The sequence below is a fragment of the Faecalibacterium sp. Marseille-Q4137 genome, from assembly GCF_017377535.1.
In the GTDB taxonomy this organism is placed as follows: Bacteria; Bacillota; Clostridia; order Oscillospirales; family Ruminococcaceae; genus Faecalibacterium; species Faecalibacterium duncaniae.
Window position 1 is genome coordinate 26,675 of the sequence record NZ_JAFREK010000015.1, and the last position, 18,434, is coordinate 45,108.

General features: G+C 54.8%; 19 protein-coding genes, 1 tRNA gene and 1 other annotated feature (1 of these 21 cut by a window edge). Of the genes, 12 read left to right on the plus strand and 8 right to left on the minus strand.

Features of this window, described 5'->3' with window-relative positions; genetic code table 11:
• Positions 1-25: a binding site (T-box leader), on the plus strand (it extends 235 nt beyond the left edge of the window).
• A 113-nt stretch (positions 26-138) separates the two neighbouring features.
• The 6 genes from J3353_RS07830 to J3353_RS07855 all read left to right on the plus strand — a co-directional run bounded on the left by J3353_RS07830 (position 139) and on the right by J3353_RS07855 (position 6,680).
• Positions 139-1,065 (plus strand): MetQ/NlpA family ABC transporter substrate-binding protein, encoded by a 927-nt coding sequence (locus J3353_RS07830; RefSeq protein WP_207684592.1) that lies wholly within the window; start codon positions 139-141, stop codon positions 1,063-1,065.
• Positions 1,066-1,253: 188 nt separating this feature from the next.
• The gene (locus J3353_RS07835) at positions 1,254-2,267 is read left to right on the plus strand and encodes an ATP-binding cassette domain-containing protein (RefSeq protein ID WP_207684593.1); all 1,014 of its coding nucleotides are present in this window, start codon (positions 1,254-1,256) and stop codon (positions 2,265-2,267) included.
• Positions 2,264-2,920: a methionine ABC transporter permease gene (locus tag J3353_RS07840; protein WP_097771607.1), complete on the plus strand. Its 657-nt coding sequence runs from the start codon at positions 2,264-2,266 to the stop codon at positions 2,918-2,920. Before J3353_RS07835 ends, J3353_RS07840 begins: the two co-directional genes overlap by 4 nt.
• A 223-nt stretch (positions 2,921-3,143) precedes the next feature.
• Positions 3,144-4,418: an O-acetylhomoserine aminocarboxypropyltransferase/cysteine synthase family protein gene (locus J3353_RS07845; protein WP_097771608.1), complete on the plus strand. Its 1,275-nt coding sequence runs from the start codon at positions 3,144-3,146 to the stop codon at positions 4,416-4,418.
• A gap of 171 nt (positions 4,419-4,589) precedes the next feature.
• Complete coding sequence (gene metA / locus J3353_RS07850; protein ID WP_117477148.1) at positions 4,590-5,528, plus strand: homoserine O-succinyltransferase; 939 nt, start codon at positions 4,590-4,592, stop codon at positions 5,526-5,528.
• A gap of 120 nt (positions 5,529-5,648) precedes the next feature.
• Positions 5,649-6,680 (plus strand): P1 family peptidase, encoded by a 1,032-nt coding sequence (locus J3353_RS07855; RefSeq protein ID WP_207684594.1) that lies wholly within the window; start codon positions 5,649-5,651, stop codon positions 6,678-6,680.
• Between the two features lie 77 nt (positions 6,681-6,757).
• On the opposite strand, the gene J3353_RS07860 is transcribed toward J3353_RS07855, so the two are convergent.
• The 3 genes from J3353_RS07860 to J3353_RS07870 are packed head-to-tail and all read right to left on the minus strand — an operon-like array spanning position 6,758 to position 8,959.
• Positions 6,758-7,633, minus strand: coding sequence for a LysR family transcriptional regulator (locus tag J3353_RS07860; protein WP_207684595.1), 876 nt, complete (start codon positions 7,631-7,633; stop codon positions 6,758-6,760).
• A gap of 11 nt (positions 7,634-7,644) precedes the next feature.
• Positions 7,645-8,337, minus strand: coding sequence for a tRNA (N6-threonylcarbamoyladenosine(37)-N6)-methyltransferase TrmO (gene tsaA / locus J3353_RS07865; RefSeq protein ID WP_207684596.1), 693 nt, complete (start codon positions 8,335-8,337; stop codon positions 7,645-7,647).
• Position 8,338: 1 nt separating this feature from the next.
• A complete protein-coding gene (locus tag J3353_RS07870) occupies positions 8,339-8,959 on the minus strand; it encodes a LexA family transcriptional regulator (protein ID WP_005935252.1) in 621 nt (206 codons plus the stop codon).
• 183 nt (positions 8,960-9,142) lie between these two features.
• Here J3353_RS07870 and J3353_RS07875 point away from each other — a divergent pair, with 183 nt between their 5' ends.
• Positions 9,143-9,382 carry a helix-turn-helix transcriptional regulator gene (locus J3353_RS07875; RefSeq protein WP_099357280.1) on the plus strand — a complete coding sequence of 80 codons (240 nt, stop codon included), beginning with the start codon at positions 9,143-9,145 and terminating at the stop codon, positions 9,380-9,382.
• Positions 9,382-9,675, plus strand: coding sequence for a hypothetical protein (locus tag J3353_RS07880; protein WP_005935258.1), 294 nt, complete (start codon positions 9,382-9,384; stop codon positions 9,673-9,675). Before J3353_RS07875 ends, J3353_RS07880 begins: the two co-directional genes overlap by 1 nt.
• A 39-nt stretch (positions 9,676-9,714) precedes the next feature.
• Here the strand turns inward: J3353_RS07880 and J3353_RS07885 are convergent, their stop codons facing one another.
• Positions 9,715-9,879 carry a FeoB-associated Cys-rich membrane protein gene (locus J3353_RS07885; RefSeq protein ID WP_098924342.1) on the minus strand — a complete coding sequence of 55 codons (165 nt, stop codon included), beginning with the start codon at positions 9,877-9,879 and terminating at the stop codon, positions 9,715-9,717.
• 158 nt (positions 9,880-10,037) lie between these two features.
• Between J3353_RS07885 and J3353_RS07890 the strand changes: the two genes are divergently transcribed.
• The 4 genes from J3353_RS07890 (at position 10,038) to tnpA (ending at position 13,356) form a co-directional block, all read left to right on the plus strand.
• Positions 10,038-10,114 (plus strand) — tRNA-Val (locus tag J3353_RS07890).
• 437 nt (positions 10,115-10,551) lie between these two features.
• Positions 10,552-10,971: a nuclear transport factor 2 family protein gene (locus J3353_RS07895; protein WP_003864537.1), complete on the plus strand. Its 420-nt coding sequence runs from the start codon at positions 10,552-10,554 to the stop codon at positions 10,969-10,971.
• A 253-nt stretch (positions 10,972-11,224) separates the two neighbouring features.
• Positions 11,225-12,712: a recombinase family protein gene (locus J3353_RS07900; RefSeq protein ID WP_207684597.1), complete on the plus strand. Its 1,488-nt coding sequence runs from the start codon at positions 11,225-11,227 to the stop codon at positions 12,710-12,712.
• A 164-nt stretch (positions 12,713-12,876) separates the two neighbouring features.
• A complete protein-coding gene (gene tnpA, locus J3353_RS07905) occupies positions 12,877-13,356 on the plus strand; it encodes an IS200/IS605 family transposase (protein ID WP_207684598.1) in 480 nt (159 codons plus the stop codon).
• 240 nt (positions 13,357-13,596) lie between these two features.
• Here the strand turns inward: tnpA and J3353_RS07910 are convergent, their stop codons facing one another.
• The 4 genes from J3353_RS07910 to J3353_RS07925 all read right to left on the minus strand — a co-directional run bounded on the left by J3353_RS07910 (position 13,597) and on the right by J3353_RS07925 (position 18,419).
• Positions 13,597-15,270: an AAA family ATPase gene (locus J3353_RS07910; RefSeq protein WP_207684599.1), complete on the minus strand. Its 1,674-nt coding sequence runs from the start codon at positions 15,268-15,270 to the stop codon at positions 13,597-13,599.
• 112 nt (positions 15,271-15,382) lie between these two features.
• The gene (locus tag J3353_RS07915; RefSeq protein WP_207684600.1) at positions 15,383-16,093 is read right to left on the minus strand and encodes a DUF1071 domain-containing protein; all 711 of its coding nucleotides are present in this window, start codon (positions 16,091-16,093) and stop codon (positions 15,383-15,385) included.
• A gap of 72 nt (positions 16,094-16,165) precedes the next feature.
• On the minus strand, positions 16,166-17,365 hold the full coding sequence (locus tag J3353_RS07920) for an ATP-binding protein (RefSeq protein ID WP_207684601.1): 1,200 nt from the start codon (positions 17,363-17,365) through the stop codon (positions 16,166-16,168).
• A 121-nt stretch (positions 17,366-17,486) separates the two neighbouring features.
• On the minus strand, positions 17,487-18,419 hold the full coding sequence (locus J3353_RS07925; protein WP_207684602.1) for a YqaJ viral recombinase family protein: 933 nt from the start codon (positions 18,417-18,419) through the stop codon (positions 17,487-17,489).
• Positions 18,420-18,434 lie beyond the last annotated feature (15 nt).

Sequence of the window (18,434 nt, forward strand, 5' to 3'; positions counted from 1 at the left end):
GAAGTTTTACGCTTTCGTCCTTGTGGGTGTATGCCCGCTGAGGACGGAAGCGTTTTTTATTTTGCTTCCGGTGCAAAGGGTGCGGATGGTGCCGCACCGCACAAAAACATTTTTGTAAAAGTAGAGAGGGAAAACAAAATGTCTAAGATCACTCGTCGTAATTTTCTGAAAGTTTCCGGCGTGGCCGCTGCTGCCGCTGCCCTGACCGCCTGCGGCGGCTCTTCCTCCACCGCAAGCTCCGCTGCTTCCGGCGCTGCATCCTCTGAGGCTGCCTCCACCGCTGCCAAGCTGGACAAGATCAAGGTCGCTGTTCCCAACGACACCACCAACGAGGCCCGCGCTCTGACCCTGCTGGAGAAGAACGGCTTCTTCAAGCTGAAGGCAGATGCAGGCCTGACCGCCACCAAGAACGACATCGAAGAGAACCCCCTGAACGTCAATGTGGACGAGGTCGAGGCTGCTCAGGTGCCCAACGTCCTGCAGGATGAGGACTACGCTGTCATCAACTCCAACTACGCCATCTCCGCCGGTCTGGACCCCATGACCGACGCTCTGGCCATGGAGGATGGCACCTCTGCCTACGTTAACGTTCTGGTCTGCAAGGAAGGCAACGAGAACGAGCCCAAGATCAAGGCTCTGGTCGCTGCCCTGCAGAGCCAGCAGGTCAAGGACTTTATGACCGAGAGCTACGGCGGCGCTGTGGTCTCTGTTGTGGAGGACCCCACCGACGGCTATGATCCTTCCATCGATTATGACGCACTGAACGGCGAGACCGTCAGCTGCGCTGCCACCCCCGCTCCCCACTGCGAGATCCTGGAGGTCTGCAAGCAGATCCTGGCCGACAAGGGCATTACGCTGGACATCCAGGAGTACGATGACTATGTGATCCCCAACACCATCGTTGAGGATGGCCAGTGCGACACCAACTACTTCCAGCATCAGCCCTACCTGGACAACTTCAATGAGGAGAAGGGCACCCACCTGGTCTCCGTTGCCGGTATCCACGTTGAACCCATGGGCATCTACGGCGGCAAGCAGAGCGATCTGAGCCCGATCGAGGGTTAAGGAAACGCGGCTCGCCCTCTCAGTCAAAGCCTGACGGCTTTGCCAGCTCTCCCAAAGGGAGAGCCAATTGCAGCCCACAGTCAGCTGTTGTTGCGCCCGGAAGATGCAGTGCCTCCCACTTTGGGGGAGGTGGCATTGCGGAGCAATGACGGAGAGGGCAAGGATGTTACATCAAAAGGAGAATCCCTGTGATCGAGATCAAACACCTTTCCAAGACCTTCCAGATGAAGGACGGCGCAGTGAATGCGCTGAAGGACATCAGCCTGACCATCCCGGATGGTTCGATTTACGGCATCATCGGCATGTCTGGCGCGGGTAAATCCACGCTGGTGCGCTGCATCAACCTGCTGGAGCGCCCCACCGAGGGCAGCGTGGTCATTGACGGCGTGGAGATGGAAAAGCTCACGCCCGCCCAGCTGCGCCAGCGCCGCCGGGAGATCACGATGATCTTCCAGCAGTTCAACCTGCTGATGCAGCGCAGCTGCCTGAAGAACATCTGCTTCCCCATGGAGCTGGCAGGTGTGAAGAAAGAGGAAGCCGAAAAGCGCGCCAAGGAGCTGCTGGAAATGGTGGGCCTGCCCGATAAGGCCAACGCCTACCCGGCCCAGCTCTCCGGCGGCCAGAAGCAGCGCATTGCCATTGCCCGCGCACTGGCAACTGACCCCAAGGTCCTGCTCTGCGATGAGGCCACCAGCGCGCTGGACCCCAACACCACCCACTCCATCCTGACCCTGATCAAGGACATCAACCGGAAGCTGGGCATCACGGTGGTGGTCATCACCCATCAGATGAGCGTTGTGGAGGAGATCTGCGATCACGTTGCCATTCTGGACGGCGGCGTTGTGGTGGAACAGGGCGAGGTGAAGGAGATCTTCGCCAACCCCAAGACCACCGCAGCAAAGCGTCTGGTGGCTCCCAACGGCGGCAGTGCTGCCCGCGACCTGTCCAGCTTTGCACCGGACGATCATGTGGTGCGTGTGACCTTCAACGGTTCTTCCGCCGCAAAACCGCTGGTGGCAAGCCTTGCCGCCGAAAAGGGCATTCTGGTGTCGGTGCTCAGCGCCGATACCCGCGACCTGAGCGGCCAGTGCTACGGCTCCATGCTGCTCAAGCTGCCCGCTGACCTGGACGAAGCAAAACAGGCTGCTGCCTACATGCGGGCACAGCCCGGCATTACGGTGGAGGAGGTGACCGGAGAATGACCATTGCAGATTATGGCTTTGCCATCTGGGAGACCTTCTATGTGACGGTGCTCTCCACCGCGTTCTCTCTGGTCATCGGCCTGCCGCTGGGTGTGCTGCTGGTGGCCGGTGATAAGGACGGCATTCTGCCCCTGCCCGGCTGGCTGATGCACCTGCTGAATATCATCATCAATATCCTGCGCAGTGTGCCTTTCCTGATCCTGATGATCTGCGTCTTTCCGCTGACCCGTATCATCGTGGGCACCACCGTGGGCACCAAAGCCACCATCGTTCCGCTGGTGGTCGCGGCCTTCCCGTTTGTGGCGCGTCTGGTGGAGACCAGCCTGCGCGAGTTGGATGAGGGTGTGGTGGAAGCCGCCCAGAGCATGGGTGCGACCCCGTTCCAGATCATCACCAAGGTAATGATCCCCGAGTGCCTGCCCGGCCTGATCTCCAGCATGACCACGGCCCTGACCACCATTCTGGGCTACTCGGCCATGTCCGGTGTCATCGGCGGCGGCGGCCTGGGCAAGATCGCCCTTTCCTACGGCTACTACCGCTACCAGACCAACATTATGATCGTCTGTGTCATCCTGCTGGTGCTGCTGGTGCAGATCTTCCAGACCGTTGGCACCTTCTGGGCCACCAGAAGCGATAAGCGGCTGAGGAAGTAACTCCTTCAGTCGCACTTCGTGCGCCAGCTCCCTCGGAGAGGGAGCCTTAAAGCCTCCCTCTTTGAGGGAGGTGGCAAAGCCGAAAGGCTTTGACGGAAGGAGTTCTCTCCTCATTTCGTCCCGGACGGGAAGTAAAATTCAACGTTTCAATTCCCCGCCGGAGGCATGTGCTCCTGCGGGGAATTGTGCTATTCGGACAAACCCAGTAAAGGAGTATGTTGCAATGAACCGTGATACCATCTGTGTGCAGGGCGGTTATACGCCCGGCAATGGCGAGCCCCGCCAGATCCCCATCATCCAGTCCACCACCTTCAAATATGCCACCAGCGAGGATATGGGCAAGCTGTTCGACCTGGAAGCCGACGGCTACTTCTACTCCCGCCTGCAGAACCCCACCTGTGACCTTGTGGCCAAGAAGATCTGCGAGCTGGAGGGCGGCACTGCCGCCATGCTGACCTCCAGCGGTCAGGCAGCCAACTTCTTTGCCCTGTTCAACCTCTGCGAGGCCGGTGACCATATCGTGGCATCCAGCACCATCTACGGCGGCACCTTCAATCTCATTTCTGTCACCATGAAGAAGATGGGCATTGAGGCCACCTTTGTGGACCCGCTGTGCACCGAGGAGGAGTTGAACGCTGCCTTCCGGCCCAACACCAAGGTGGTGTTCGGCGAGACCATTGCCAACCCCGCCCTGACCGTGCTGGATATCGAGAAGTTTGCCAAGGCTGCTCACGCCCACGGCGTGCCCCTGATCGTGGACAACACCTTCCCCACGCCGGTCAACTGCCGCCCCTTTGAGTGGGGCGCGGATATCGTGACCCACTCCACCACCAAGTACATGGACGGCCACGGTGCGGTGCTGGGCGGTGCCATCGTGGACGGCGGCAAGTTCGACTGGATGGCCCACGCCGAGAAGTTCCCCGGCCTGTGCACCCCGGACGACAGCTACCACGGCATCACTTACGCCGAGCGCTTCGGCAAAGAGGGTGCCTTTATCACCAAGGCAACGGCTCAGCTGATGCGGGACTTCGGTTCCATGCAGTCCCCGATGAATGCCTATATGCTGAACCTCGGCCTGGAAAGCCTGCATGTCCGGATGCAGCGCCACTGCGCCAACGGCATGGCCGTGGCAAAGTTCCTCGAAAGCCATCCCAAGGTGGCCTATGTGAATTACTGCGGCCTGGAGTCCAGCCCCTACCACGCACTGGCTGAAAAGTATCTGCCCAATGGCAGCTGCGGCGTGGTCAGCTTTGGTCTGGCCGGCGGCCGCGAAGCTGCCAGCACCTTTATGAAAGAGCTCAAGCTGGCCGCCATTGAGACCCATGTGGCCGATGCCCGCACCTGCTGCCTGAACCCGGCTTCCAGCACCCACCGCCAGATGAACGATGAGCAGCTGAAAGCCGCCGGTGTGCCCGCAGAGCTGGTGCGCATGAGCTGCGGTCTGGAAAGCGCCGAGGATCTGATCGCAGATATCGCACAGGCTTTGGATAAAATTTAACGGTCTCGCCCTCTCAGTCACCTGCGGTGACAGCTCTCCTAAGGGGAGAGCCAATTGCGGCCCATGGTCAGCAGATGCTGAACCTGGGAGATGCGTTGCCTCCCCCTTTGGGGGAGGTGGCATTGCAGAGCAATGACGGAGAGGGCAAGCCATCTAAAGGAGTAACCATCTATGCCCCTCATCATCCCGAAAACGCTCCCCGCCTACGATGCCCTGTATGAGGAAAATGTCTTTGTTATGCACCGGGAGCGGGCAGCGTCCCAGCATATCCGCCCGCTGGAGATCCTGATCCTGAACCTGATGCCCACCAAGATCGCCACCGAGACCCAGATTGCCCGGCTGCTGGCCAACACGCCGCTGCAGGTGCACATGACCCTGCTGCAGACGGTCAGCCATGAGGCAACGCACGTTTCGGCGGCCCATCTGGAAGCCTTTTATAAGACCTTTGACGAGGTGAAGCATAACCGCTACGACGGCATGATCATCACCGGCGCTCCGGTGGAGACCATGGACTTTGAGCAGGTGGATTACTGGCCGGAGCTGTGCGAGATCATGGATTTCAGCGAGACGAACGTCTATTCCACCCTGCATGTCTGCTGGGGCGCTCAGGCGGGCCTGTACTACCACTACGGCATCCGCAAGGAGCTGCTGCCTGCCAAGATGTTCGGCGTGTTCGAGCACCGGGTCATCCGGCCCTCCAATCCGCTGGTGCGCGGCTTTGATGAGGTGTTCTATGCCCCCCACAGCCGCCACACCGCCATGAGTCGGGAGGATATTGACCACTGCGGTGCGCTGCGCATCCTTGCCGAGAGCGATGAGGCAGGGCCTTTCCTGATGAGCACCGAGAACGGCCGTCAGATCTTTGTCATCGGCCACCCGGAGTACGACAAATATACGCTGGATGCGGAGTACAAGCGGGATGTGGCCAAGGGCCTGCCCATTGCAGTGCCCAAAAACTACTACCCCAACGATGACCCCAGCCAGCCGCCGCTCTTCCGCTGGCGCGCGCACGCCCATCTGCTGTATGAAAACTGGCTGAACTATTATGTCTACCAGAACACCCCCTATGATCTGGGAGAGATGCAGCGCGTGAAGCACTCTGAGGGGTGACCCCCTTCAACCGCCTGCGGCGATAGCTCCCCCATGGGGAAGCCAGGTTTACGCACGACTGTTTTTCTGCCTTTCGGATCAGGAAGGGCAGCATTGTAAAGCAAGGACGGAGAGGTTTTTATGGGAATCGATAAGAATGAATGGGGCTTCCGGGTGGGGCATCTGCCCCACGGGGGGCGCAATAAGATCAGTGATGTGCCGGGCGTGACGGTGGGCCATTGCACACTGGCGGATGGCGACATCCAGACCGGTGTGACCGCGCTGCTGCCCCACCCCGGGGATGTGTTCCATGACAAAGTGCTGGCGGCCTGCCATGTCATCAACGGCTTCGGCAAGACCACCGGCCTTGTCCAGATCGATGAGCTGGGCACGCTGGAGACCCCCATCCTGTTTACCAACACCCTGAGTGTGGGCACTGTGGAGACGGCGCTGGTCAAATATATGCTGGAGCGCAACCCCGATATCTGCGAGACCACCGGCAGTGTGAACCCGGTCGTCTGCGAGTGCAACGACAGCGGCCTGAACGATATCCGGGGCCTGCATGTCACCGAGGCGCATGTGGCTGCCGCTCTGGCAGACTGCAAAGCCGATTTCGCCGAGGGTGCAGTGGGTGCCGGACGCGGAATGCGCTGCCATGGGCTGAAGGGCGGCATCGGTTCTGCCTCCCGGCTGGTGGAGCTGGACGGTAAGTCCTACACCATCGGGGCACTGGTGCTCTCCAATCACGCCACCTTCGATGACCTCATCGTGGCGGGCACACCCATCCACGAGCTATTGGAAGCCCGCATCCCGCCCCATGAGGACAAGGGCTCCATCATCACGGTGCTGGCAACGGATATCCCCCTGAGCGAGCGCCAGCTGCGGCGGCTCTGCCACCGGGCGCTGGTGGGGCTTTCCCGCACCGGCAGTGCCTGCGGCAACGGTTCGGGTGAGATCGTTCTGGCCTTTACCACGGCCAACCGGATGCCGCATTACTCGGACAAAGCCCTCCTGCCCATGGAGATGCTCCACGATGATGCCATCAACCCGCTGTTCCGGGCAGTGGCCGAGTGTGTGGAGGAAAGCGTCCTGAGCAGCCTGCTCCACGCCGAGACCGTCACCGGCTACCATGGCCGGACGGTGCAGTGCCTTTCCGACCTGTTGAAAAAATAATGTAAATAACAAGCCTTTCCGTGTGGTGCACCTCACAGTGTGACACCAACGGAAAGGCTTATTTTTTATCGCTGTCTTTATCTCTGCACCAGCGCAATGAAGGCTTTCATCTGGGGGGTGAGCCATTTATCCTTGTGGTAGAACAGCTGCCGCCGCATCTCCACGCGGCAGGCGGGGACATTCAGGCGGGCCAGCGTTCCGGCGGCGAGGGCATTCTGCACGATGTACTCGGGCAGGAAGGAGAGCCCCATGCCGTGCTCGACCATCTGGCAGAGCAGGGAAGCGCTGCCAAGTTCGAGGAAGGGCTTGATGGCCAGCCCCTGCGCCGCCATGCACTGGTCGAGGGCATCGCGGTAGCTCATGCCCCGCTCGGTCAGCAGGAATTCCTGCCCGGCCAGTTCCTGAAGCGTGACCTCCGCCTGCCCGGCCAATGGGTGCCCGGCGGGGGCCACCACGCAGATAGGCTCCGGCTCATCCACGGCCAGCACAAAGCTGGGCTGCAGCAGCGGCTTGTCCAGCGTGTATGCCAGGTCAATCTGATTGGAGCCTAGCATTTGGAGCATCTCATCGTCGGTGGCGGTACGGAGCACCAGCTCTACCTGTGGGCAGAGGGCGTGATACCGCTGCAACAGGTCAGGCAGAAAGGTGCTGCAGACCGAATCCGCCAGTGCCACCCGCAGGGTGCCGCTGACCTGCCGGGCAGGCTGCAGGGCCGCCTTGGCCTGCTCGGCAGTGGCCAGCAGGGAACGGGCATAGGTCAGAAAGGTCTGTCCGGCATCGGTCAGGCGAACCGTTTTGCCCACCCGGTCGAAGAGCGGCGTTTCCAATTCGGCTTCCAGCTGGGCCACCTGCGCGGAGACTGCCGACTGGGAATACCCCAGCTCCCGTGCCGCACGGGAAAAGCTGTGCAGCTCCGCAATATGCAAAAAGGTGTTGATGGTACGCAGTTCCACGGCGGTACCTCTCAGCGGCGGGTGATGCCGGTCACGGTCAGAACAGCACCATCTACGACAAAATGGACTTCCAATCCCGAAAACTCCATTCCGTATACCCGTTCCGGGTCGTGCTGGTAGGAGGGACGGGGGTCGTTTTCCAGCACGCCCCGCAGGCCGTCCCGCTCGGCGGCGGGCACGGTCTCCCACAGTTCCGGCGGGCATTCGACCTGCAGCCTGTGCGTCTGGGTCTGTGCCGTGAAGCCTGCCGCCGCGTCCGGGTGACAGTCGGCGTAGGGGATGTAGGGCTTGATGTCGTAGATGGGGGTGCCGTCCATCAGGTCTGCGCCCCGCACGATGAGCACCGGGCCCACCTCCGGGCGGTGCTCGATGGACTCCAGCCTGACGCTGGAAAGGCCCAGCGGGTTGGGCCGGAAGGGGGAGCGGGTGGAAAACACGCCCATCCGGGTGTTGCCGCCCAGGCGCGGGGGCCGGACGGTGGGAGACCAGCTCTCCCGCACCGCGCCGGAGAATTGCCACACCAGCCAGATGTGGCTGAAATCCTCCAGTCCGCGCAGGGCATCGGCGTTGCGGTATTCCGGGGTGAAGATGATCTCGCCCCGCAGGCCGTCCACCAGCCCGCTCTGCCGGGGGATGCCGAACTTGGTGGGGAAGGCGGTGTGGATGTGTGCGATGACCTTCAGGGTCATGGTTTCGTTGCTCATATTATAAACCTCTGCAGAAGCCCACGGCTCTGCCCTCGATCTGGATCTCGTTCAACTGTGGCCCGGCATAGATCATGGGCGGGCAGACGGCGGCGTTGTCGGCCAGAAGCATAACGGTGTCGCCCTGCCGGTGAAAATGCTTTAAGGTGGCCTCGTCGCCGATCCGCACGGCGGCGATCTCGCCCTGCTCCACCTCGGGCTGGCAGCGGATGCAGACGATGTCACCATCGCAGATGGTGGGGGCCATGCTGCTGCCGTGGCAGGTCAGGGCAAAGTCGGCGTGCCATGCGGCAGGAACACCGATGTAGCATTCGATGTTCTGTTCGGCGGTGATGGGGGAGCCGCAGGCAATGCTGCCCACCAGCGGCACCCGCACCATTTCGGGCAGGGGCTCAAACCCCGGCGGGACAAACGCAGTGTTTTCCAGCCCCATCAGCCATGCGGGTGTGGTCTCCAATGCAGCGGCAAACTCCTCCACCTTGGACTGCGGGATGTCGTTGACCCCTTTTTCCAGCTTGGTGATGGAGGATTTGGAGCGGTAGCCCATCCGCTGGGCAAGCTCTTCCTGAGAGAGCCCCAGCTCGAGCCGACGCTGTAAGATACGGCGGGAAAGTTCTGACATGGCAGAGACCTCGCTTTTCTTGAAAAAGAATGTTCTGCCGTGAGTATATCAGAAAAGTTCTTAAAAATCAACGATTTTCGCGCGATTTTGGTAAAATAGTTGACAAAAAATCAACGTCGAACTATAATACAACCAAAGATTGTGAAACGACACGCAGAGATCCAGATGAAAGGAGAACCTTTGATGACAAATACCACACAGATCCGCGCCTACATTGAAAGCCAGGGCCTCAAGCTGGGCCATGTGGCACGGGTGCTGGGCATCAGCAGCAGCGCCCTGCATCAGAAGCTGAACGACGAGAGCGATTTCAAAGTCAGCGAAGCCGACCGTCTTTCTGCCATGCTGGGGCTGACCATGGAACAGCGGGATGCCTGCTTCTTTGGCCCGGGCACCCGGATGTGCCAAAGAAAGGGGGCGGCGTGATGACCGCTGAACAGCGCAGAAAGACCCGGGAGGCCCTGCAGAACTACGGTACCCGCCAGTGGGCCCGCAGCCCGGCCAATTGGGGCTGGGCCCGGGCCATCCAGCAGACGCAGGAGTATTACCGCACCGCCGACCCCATCCGTGCAGGCCTGCTCCAGCTGCGCTACCTGGAGCGCCGCAAGGAGGAGGATGTGCTGGAGCGGCTCTGCATCGGACGCACCACCTACCAGAAAGCCCAGCTCGATCTGCTGAGCACTGTAGCTGTCTTTGCCGCCCGCTACGGTGCCCTGTGACGCAAAATGCCCCCGGACAGCCATCCGGGGGCATTGCAGTCAGTGCTTTTTCTTTTCCGGAGTATCGCAGTGCTGGTGGCAGGAGGCGCAGTTGCCGCCGCAGCCTTCGCCTTTCCAGCCGCCCTGCTTGGAAATCCAGACCACTGCCAGGGCAAACAGCCCTGCCAGCACCAGAATGGTAATGATCCCACGAAGTGTCAGCATTGAAAAAACCTCTCTTTTTGCGCTGGAATGCGCAATTTCAGTATACACTATTTTGCGCAAAAGAGCAACTGCCTCGCAGTGGGAAAAAATTGCGAAAAAATCAAAATTAGGGCTTGCCAATCCACTTCGGTTGTGGTATAATTCTCTTGTTCCGATTCGGAGGATTAGCTCAGCTGGTTAGAGCACCTGCATCACACGCAGGGGGTCTGGGGTTCGAGTCCCTAATTCTCCACCATACAGTTCGTACTCGAACCCGATTCTCTATGAGAAAGGGTTTGGGTACGTTTTTTGTTTATCGGAAGTTCTGCGGAAGGACTACACAGAGCATTAAACGAGCAAAGGCAGGGTATCACTATGACGGTGGTATCCTGCCTTTTGTTTTGCGGGATCAAGGTCGCTTTGTGCGAACTTGATCGCCATCTATATGGCGCATTGATGGCAATTGCTGCGTACGTGCGTACCGGGAGCCTGTACACCTCTGGCAAGGTGTAACACACTAGACTTTGTTCCAAAGTCCGTGTGCTAAGGGGTCAAGCCCCTTAGAATCCCTGCGGATCGTGTACGCACGTACGCAGAAAAATGGCAAAATTTCACTATATCGGGGTGTTCTTTCATGGTGGAGTGTGGTATACTCGGCTTAGCCCAGTAAATCGGAAGTTATGGAGGTACTTTATGAACGAGAGAGAAAAAATTATCCGATTATGGTTTGATATGTGGATTAAGAAAGCAGATTTAGGAATTGACAATATTTTTACAGATGATGTTGTATATACTGAGAGTTGGAGTCCTAAATATGAAAACCGCAAAACGGTAAAGCACTGGTTTGACGAATGGAATACACGCGGAAGTGTTCTTGTCTGGGAGATTAAGCAATTTTTTCATCAAGGCAATCAAACAATCGTGGAGTGGTATTTTAAAAGCAAAATGAATAATGGAAATGTTGAAGAATTTGACGGAATATCTTTAATTGTATGGACACAGGATAACAAAATAAAATCATTAAAAGAGTTTGGTTGCAATCTTCATAATTACAATCCATATCGAGATAGTGATATTCCCGTATTTCGAGAAGAAAAAGCAAATTGGTTTTGAGAGGACTATAAATTCCAGTTTGCCGTACTCGTTCCAGCAGGGTTTGGGGCAGGCACGCCCCAACAAGAAGCTGTCCCAAAGTGGCAAGAATTTTCAAGAATTGAAAATTTGTGGCCACGGGACGATTCTTGCTCTCACCTTTTTCGCTGCGTTTCGCAATTTTCACATTTCAATCTGCTCGCAGATTGTTGACAAGCTGCGCTTGACCCGATACGATAAAGGCAAGTCGAATACGCGCCAAGGAGGTGCAACCATGACCGCCGTGATCTACGCCCGCTATTCATCCGACAGCCAGCGTGAAGCGTCCATTGAGGGACAGCTGCGCGACTGCAAGGACTACGCCGAGAAGAACGGCATCACCGTGGTCGGCACCTACATTGACCGTGCCTACTCTGCCAAAACGGATGACCGCCCAGACTTTCAGCGGATGATCAAGGACAGCGGAAAGAAAATCTTCGACGTAGTTCTGGTCTGGAAGCTGGACCGCTTTGCCCGGAACCGATTCGATGCCGTGAACTACAAGTACCAGCTGGAAAAGAACGGTGTCCATCTGGTGTCTGTCATGGAACCCATCTCGCAGGGGCCTGAAGGCATTATGGTGGAGAGTATGCTGATTGGCATGGCGGAATACTATTCCGCCGAACTCGCCCTGAAAGTGGCGCGCGGTGAGCGCGAAAACGCCCTCCAGTGCAAGTACAACGGCGGTGTGGTGCCGCTGGGCTTCACCATTGGCAAGGAGGACAGGCTGTACCATATCGACCCGGAGACGGCTCCCATCGTGCAAGAGATCTTCACCCGGTACGCCGACGGCGAACCGGCTGAGAAGATTGCAGCATCCCTGAATGAGCGCGGCCTGCGTACCCGCACCGGGAAGCCGTTCGTAAAGAACAGCTTCTTCCAGATCTTCCGCAACCGCCGCTACATCGGCGAATACCGCTACAAGGACATTGTGACGCCGGGCGGCATTCCGGCTATTGTTGATCAGGATTTGTTCGACCGGGTGCAGCAGCGTTTCGAGCAGAACAGGATCGCCCACGGTCGGCCTGCAAAAGAGGATGTGAGCTATCTGCTGACCACTAAGCTGTTCTGTGGCAAGTGCGGCACCCTGATGGGTGGCGAAAGCGGCACCAGCCACATGGGAAACACCTACTATTACTACAAGTGCGGCAACGCCAAGCGCCACGGCAAGGCGCACTGTGACCTGAAGGCTATCCGCAAGGAGCCGCTGGAACGGTTCGTGGTGGACACCGCCATTAAGGTGATCTTCAGCGATGAAATTATCGAACGGCTGATAGATTTGGTCATGGAAGCCCAGCAGCAGGAGAACACCCGGCTGCCTGTTCTGAAAGAGCAGCTCCGGGATACGGAGAAACGGCTCGCAAACCTTCTGGAAGCCATTGAACAGGGCATCCTGACCTCGACCACCAAGCAGCGGTTGGACGAGCTGGAAGCCCGGAAAGAAGCCCTGAACACCAGCATTCTGGAAGAAGAGCTGAAAAAGCCCGTCCTGACCCGTGAGTGGATTCGGTTCTGGCTTGAAAAATTCCGCAAGGGTGACGTGGGCAGCACGGAACACCAGCGGCAGATCATTGATACCTTTGTCAACTCGGTCTACGTCTTTGATGACCGGGTCGTACTCAATTTCAACTTCACGGATGATGCCAAAACGGTCACCCGTGAGGAAGTGTTGGGTTCGAGTGCCGTGGACAATGCTCCACCAAACGTAAGGCCGTTTACCTGAAAAGGTAAGCGGCCTTTTCTTTTGGGTAGCTTAAGCGAGCGACAACCACCAGCTCTGCTGGTGGAATAAAAACGGCTTTAGCCCTAGACAAAGAGAAACCTCCCCGTAGAATAGAGTGTGGGTTTGCCAACCACATTCTAGGAACAGGGAGGTTTATCTTTGAAATGAAAGATAACAAAGACGTAGATAGTTTAAGCCATACCACGTGGAGATGTCAATACCATATAGTGTTTGCACCGAAATATCGGGGAATGGTAATTTACGGTCAGATCAAAAAGGATATAGGGCAGATACTGCGCCAGTTGTGCGAACAAAAAGGTATTGAAATCATTGAAGCGGAGGCCTGCCCTGACCATATCCACATGCTGATAAGTTTTCCGCCGAAGTACAGCATTTCCTACGTCATGGGATATCTCAAAGGAAAGAGCAGTCTCATGATTTTCGACAGACATGCAAATCTGAAGTATAAGTATGGCAATCGGCATTTCTGGGCCAGGGGATACTTCGTGGATACGGTAGGAAAGAACAAAAAGAAAATCCAAGAGTACATTAAAAATCAACTGCAACAGGACCAGATTGCCGATCAGTTGAGCTTTAAGGAGTTCGTAGACCCGTTTACGGGTAGCAAGGAAACTAAGGCGTAAATAAAAAGGCCCCTTGAGGGACCTGCCACGAGAAAGGAATGCAGTTGACAGACCCATTCGTGGCCCCTTAAGGGGCTTTGCTAGTATTATGCCCTTCTAGGGCTTACTCAAGCCACCGGCTCAGCCGGTGGTTTTGACTTCTTCTTCCATTGTGTACCTCCAAATAAAAACAGGACAATCCATTTGGACTGTCCTGTAAAAAGTGAAGGGGAGCATCCAAAGATACTCCCCAGTAGATAATTATTTTTTCCTTACCATGCAACGCTTTTTGAAGAATGCGATGCCGTAGCAGAGAATGTCATCATAGTCATCCCTGAAATCTGCCGCATACATCCGGTCGTCGATTTGCTGAATGGCGGTATCACAGGCATCTGGCAGAGCATCCAGAGTTTTGGCATACTTGGCTTCAAAAATTGCCACGCGGCCATTGCGGATATCCTTTACGATAACATCGCTACGACCCTCGCCATGCTCTTTGTTGGATTCTACCACATAGCCAGCACCAGTAAAGATGCCTGCAAGGAAAGCGTGGTAAAAATCCTCCCGATAGTCATGGTAGCTGATGGTCATGCGCAGCAGCTTGGTCATTTCTTTTGTCAGAGCTTCGCTGTTTCCGCTCCAGACTGCATCAAACAAAGGGCTGCGGTTCCATGCCTTTGCACTGTCATCAAACCATTTGCTTACAGTGGTTTCAAAAATTTCCCGAATCTCTGCATTTGGAATCATCAGCGCAGAGCAGCCATCCGGCAGCGAATCTGTCAGATCCTTATCCCGCACCTTGGTCAGATAGCCTGTCAGATACAGCACACTCCAAAGATTTTCCTCAGAGGAGTGCAGATAATCGTAGGTCAGGTTTTCTTCAATATGCTGGACAATGGAGCCGCCAGCCATCAGCGTTTCGAGCTTCGTGGTGATATTGTCACCTGCATAGTCGATAAAAGAACGGATAATAGCATTATCGCTGGTGTTTTTCCAATAGCTTTTCGGCTTCTGTGCTACACCATACTGGAAATCTCGCAGATAACTGATCACGTCCCACGGACAATAAATGTCTGCATCGCCAAAATGATAACCGTCGTACCATGCCTTGATTTCAGCAGACTGTGATTCAAGACCAGCATCTTTCAGCATTTGATCTACATCTGCCTGTGTGAAACCAAAGGATTCGCTCAGCCGGGGAGAAAGAATCGTATCCGAAACGAAATTGTTCGTCCCGGTAAAAATGCTTTCTTTGGCAATTTTCAGGCAGCCAGTAACAACAGCAAAGTCGAGGGAGGTGTTGTCTTTGAGCGTGGTGCTCATCATAGCCCGCATCACGTCCAGCATCTGCGAATAATATCCGTTGCTGCTGGCTTTGGCAATGGGAACATCATACTCATCCAGAATGACGACCGCCGACTTTTTGAAATGGATTTCCAGCATCCGGGTCAATAGCAAAAAGCAGCTTTTGGTTTCATCCATTGATGCAGTGCGTCCCAGAATCCGCTTAAAGATGCCTTTGTCATCGTCGGAAATAGCATCGTCGTCCAAAAGAAACTGATAATCCTGAAATGCAAATGCCAGCTTCATGCACAGCATTCCATAGGCACTTTCAAAGGTCAGACCGTCCGTGTCCTTGAAAGAGAAAAAGACCACAGGACACTGATTCATCCACTTTTTGCAAAGTTCCGTATTTTTGGAGATCGCCAATCCCTCAAACATCTGCTTGCTGTCTTTGGTGATGTCCAGAAAATTTGCGAGAGTGCTCATACCGAGAGATTTTCCGAAACGACGAGGGCGAGTAATCAAGTTGACTTTAGGAATGCCGCCATCCAGAATCTCTGCAATCAGATTGGTCTTATCAATATAATAATATCCTTTGGTACGAATCTCTGAGAAATTTGAGATCCCAACAGGAAACTGCAAATCTGCCATGCAATGCTCCTTTCCGCTCATAGAGATGAGCTTTCAGAACTTACTACTGTAAGTGTACCATGAAATATAGAATCATACAAGAATCAAGTGACATCGAAATAGAGCAGTTTTATTATGCTACGTTCAATCTGGTGGCTTTATAGCAGTCTGCGCACATTCCATCATGGGTAGCTGCAAGTTCTGCCGCCTGCATGATGGAGCCATCTTTCAACTTAACTCTCTTGATGGGTTGATTACAGCGGACACAGATGCAGGGCATGGGCGGCTGTTCCTGCTTCGGGGTAGAGGATCTCGGTTTCGGCTGCTTTTGAGGTTCAGCCTCCGGCTGCGGTGCAGCATCTTCCGGCAAATCCTCTCCGGCATAAACGTACAGGCCAAGGCCAAACATAGCAAGGTTCTTCACCAAGCACCGCATGATAGCTTTATTCACATCGAACATGGAGGCTGCTTCTACGGTGCGTTCTTCCATGCCGATCTTTTCACGGCGGCGGGTCTGCGGATTGTAGTCCCATTTCGGGGTGGTATAGGTGTAAGGCACAGCTTTCATGGCTTTGTTTGCGCCATCCAGTACAGGCAGCCACATTTCGTGCGAAATGCCCTCAATCGTGACCGAGGTATACACCATGAAGCCGGTTATGGGGTCATAAACATAGGGCAGACCGTTGAATTTCTTGACCTCATAGCTGGCAGCGGGATACAGCTTCTTCACCTCTGCCCAGGCATACGCCCAGCTCACATACTTCAGCTCGGTATTGCCGGACTTCTTGACCTCCACATGGTCTTTGAAGTCGATAGCAAATAATTTTACGAATGGATTTTCCATAAGAATGCCTCCAATTCTGATAAAGAAAAAAGGGCACAACAGCGTCAACTGTTGTGCCCCATGATGTGAAAATTACGGATTGAGCAGAAAATCAATGATGTTTCGATGAATGATTCCGTTTCGGCTTAAATTCATCAAATCACCACTGATAACATACTTAGGATAGTTGTCGTGCAGCCGCTCAAGATTACCGAACTCCCGTTCTTCATCGGCGGGAGTGATCAGGTAAGCAACCTGAATATAGAGCTTTTCATCTCCACGGTAGCAGATAAAATCAATTTCGGTGTCGTCCATCTTGCCGACATGAACTTCATAGCCACGGCTCCGCATTTCCAGATATACGATGTTCTCATACAGCTTGTTGCTGTCAAGCTTTTCGCTTTTCTTGATAACATTCCGCAGGCCAAGATCGACTGCATAGTACTTTTCTGTGCTGGACAGGAGCGCTTTTCCTTTGATATCATAGCGGCTTGCATTCAGAAGGATAAAGGCTTCCTTGAAATAATCAACGTAGTTCAGTACGGTAGCAGTGGTTGTCTTGATTCCTTCCGAAACCATGCGTCCACTGATATTACGGGCAGAAAACGGATTGCCGATATTGTCCAGCAGGAATGCAAGGACATTACGTAATGCGGTCTGTTCGCGAATATTGTGGCGTAGCATGATGTCACGGACAATGATAGCCTCGTAAAGATCGTCCAGATAGGTGGTGATTGAATGATCGTCAGGGAGGAAGAAACGCTGCGGAAAACCGCCGTACTTCAAATAGTCTGCGAAGAGCTTTTCGTCCGAAGTATAGGTTCCGTTTTCAATGCATTGCTGTTTTGCTTCGGCCAGCGAAAAGGGGAAAACCTGAATCTGGATGTATCGTCCGGAAAGATAGGTTGCCAATTCGCCGGAAAGCAGCTTGGAATTGGAGCCGGTCAGGTAAATATCACAATCGAAATCGACACGAAGAGAATTGATTGCAATCTGCCAGCGCTCCACCTCCTGAATCTCATCCAGAAGAATATAAATTTTGCCGGTGCAGCCTTCCGCTTTTTCTGCGATGTAGTCGTAAAGCGTTTCTGCAGTACGGGTGCTGCGGAAGCGCATGGACTCAAAATTGGCCTGAATAATGTTCTGTGCGGGAATGTTGCGCTGAAGGAGCACGTCCTTGATCTGACCGAGAAGGACTGTTTTTCCACAGCGCCGGATTCCAACCAGAACTTTGATCAGATCCTGATCGATAAAAGGAATGATCTTATCCAAATAACTTTTGCGCAGAACCATCGTGCATCACCTCATATTCTTATCTTAGCATACAATTATTGTTGTGTAAACAGTATTGTGCTTTTCTATTAAACAAAAATAGCTGAAGCGCAAATTTTGTGTGTCTATAGGCGTACAAAAATTATGCTGCATGGATAATGGTAAACCTGCGGCTGCTTACATTCTTGCTGTACCGATTGAAAATATCGGGCTGTTCTTTCTTCAAACGCTGGGAGTCTACCCGTTTACTTTCGGAGGATATCCACGACACCTTATAGCCCGGTGCTGTGCCATAGGCGGCATCCTGCATTTGCAGCTTGATCTGCTGCTCAATAGCTGTTTTCTCCTGTCCCATCTGCTCGATTTGATCAGAAAGCTCCTGCCGCTTGTCCAATAGATTGCGGATGGGATTCAGATCGGCAGTTTTGTTTCGATCATCTGCAGAGTACAGCTGATTGATCTGCTGCGTATCCCCTTCGCTTCCGGTAGGTACAGGCGGAATTTCGGGCATCACGTTGTATTTCCAGAAGTGCTCTTCTCTGGCAATGAGGTTGTTCAGAACTTCTTTGTCGGTTGTGATCTTGTGAATCACCAGCTCCTTCCCGAAAATCAGAGCAGCAATGTACCAGCAGTCAAAACCGCTGACAGCCAGATAGTGATTGACCTGAGCCATGTAATGTGCAGGGATTTTTCCATCAGCCCATTTGTCCGCAGAAAACGGCGAGACCGTTTTGCACTCCAACCCGGCTTTCTGCCCAACGATCAGGCGGTCAAAATCTGCCAGAAGCAGCGGATGTTCCTCACTCTGGTAAATGGCATTTGCTCGGCGTACCTTCAGACCGGTGGCCTCGGTGAAGCGTTGTACTACATAATCCTCCAAATCACGGCCCTGCCGCATGGCTTCGTTGTCGATATTTTCAATGGTATCGCTGATTTTATCGTGGTACACCTGAAATGCCGAGCGGTAGGGATTCAGGCCAAGGATAGCCCCGGCATCCGTGCCGGTAATGCCGCATTTGCGGTAGCGGAGCCAATCCTCTTTGGACAGGTTCAAAGTTGAAATCAATCTTTTCATGCGCTTTGCATCCTT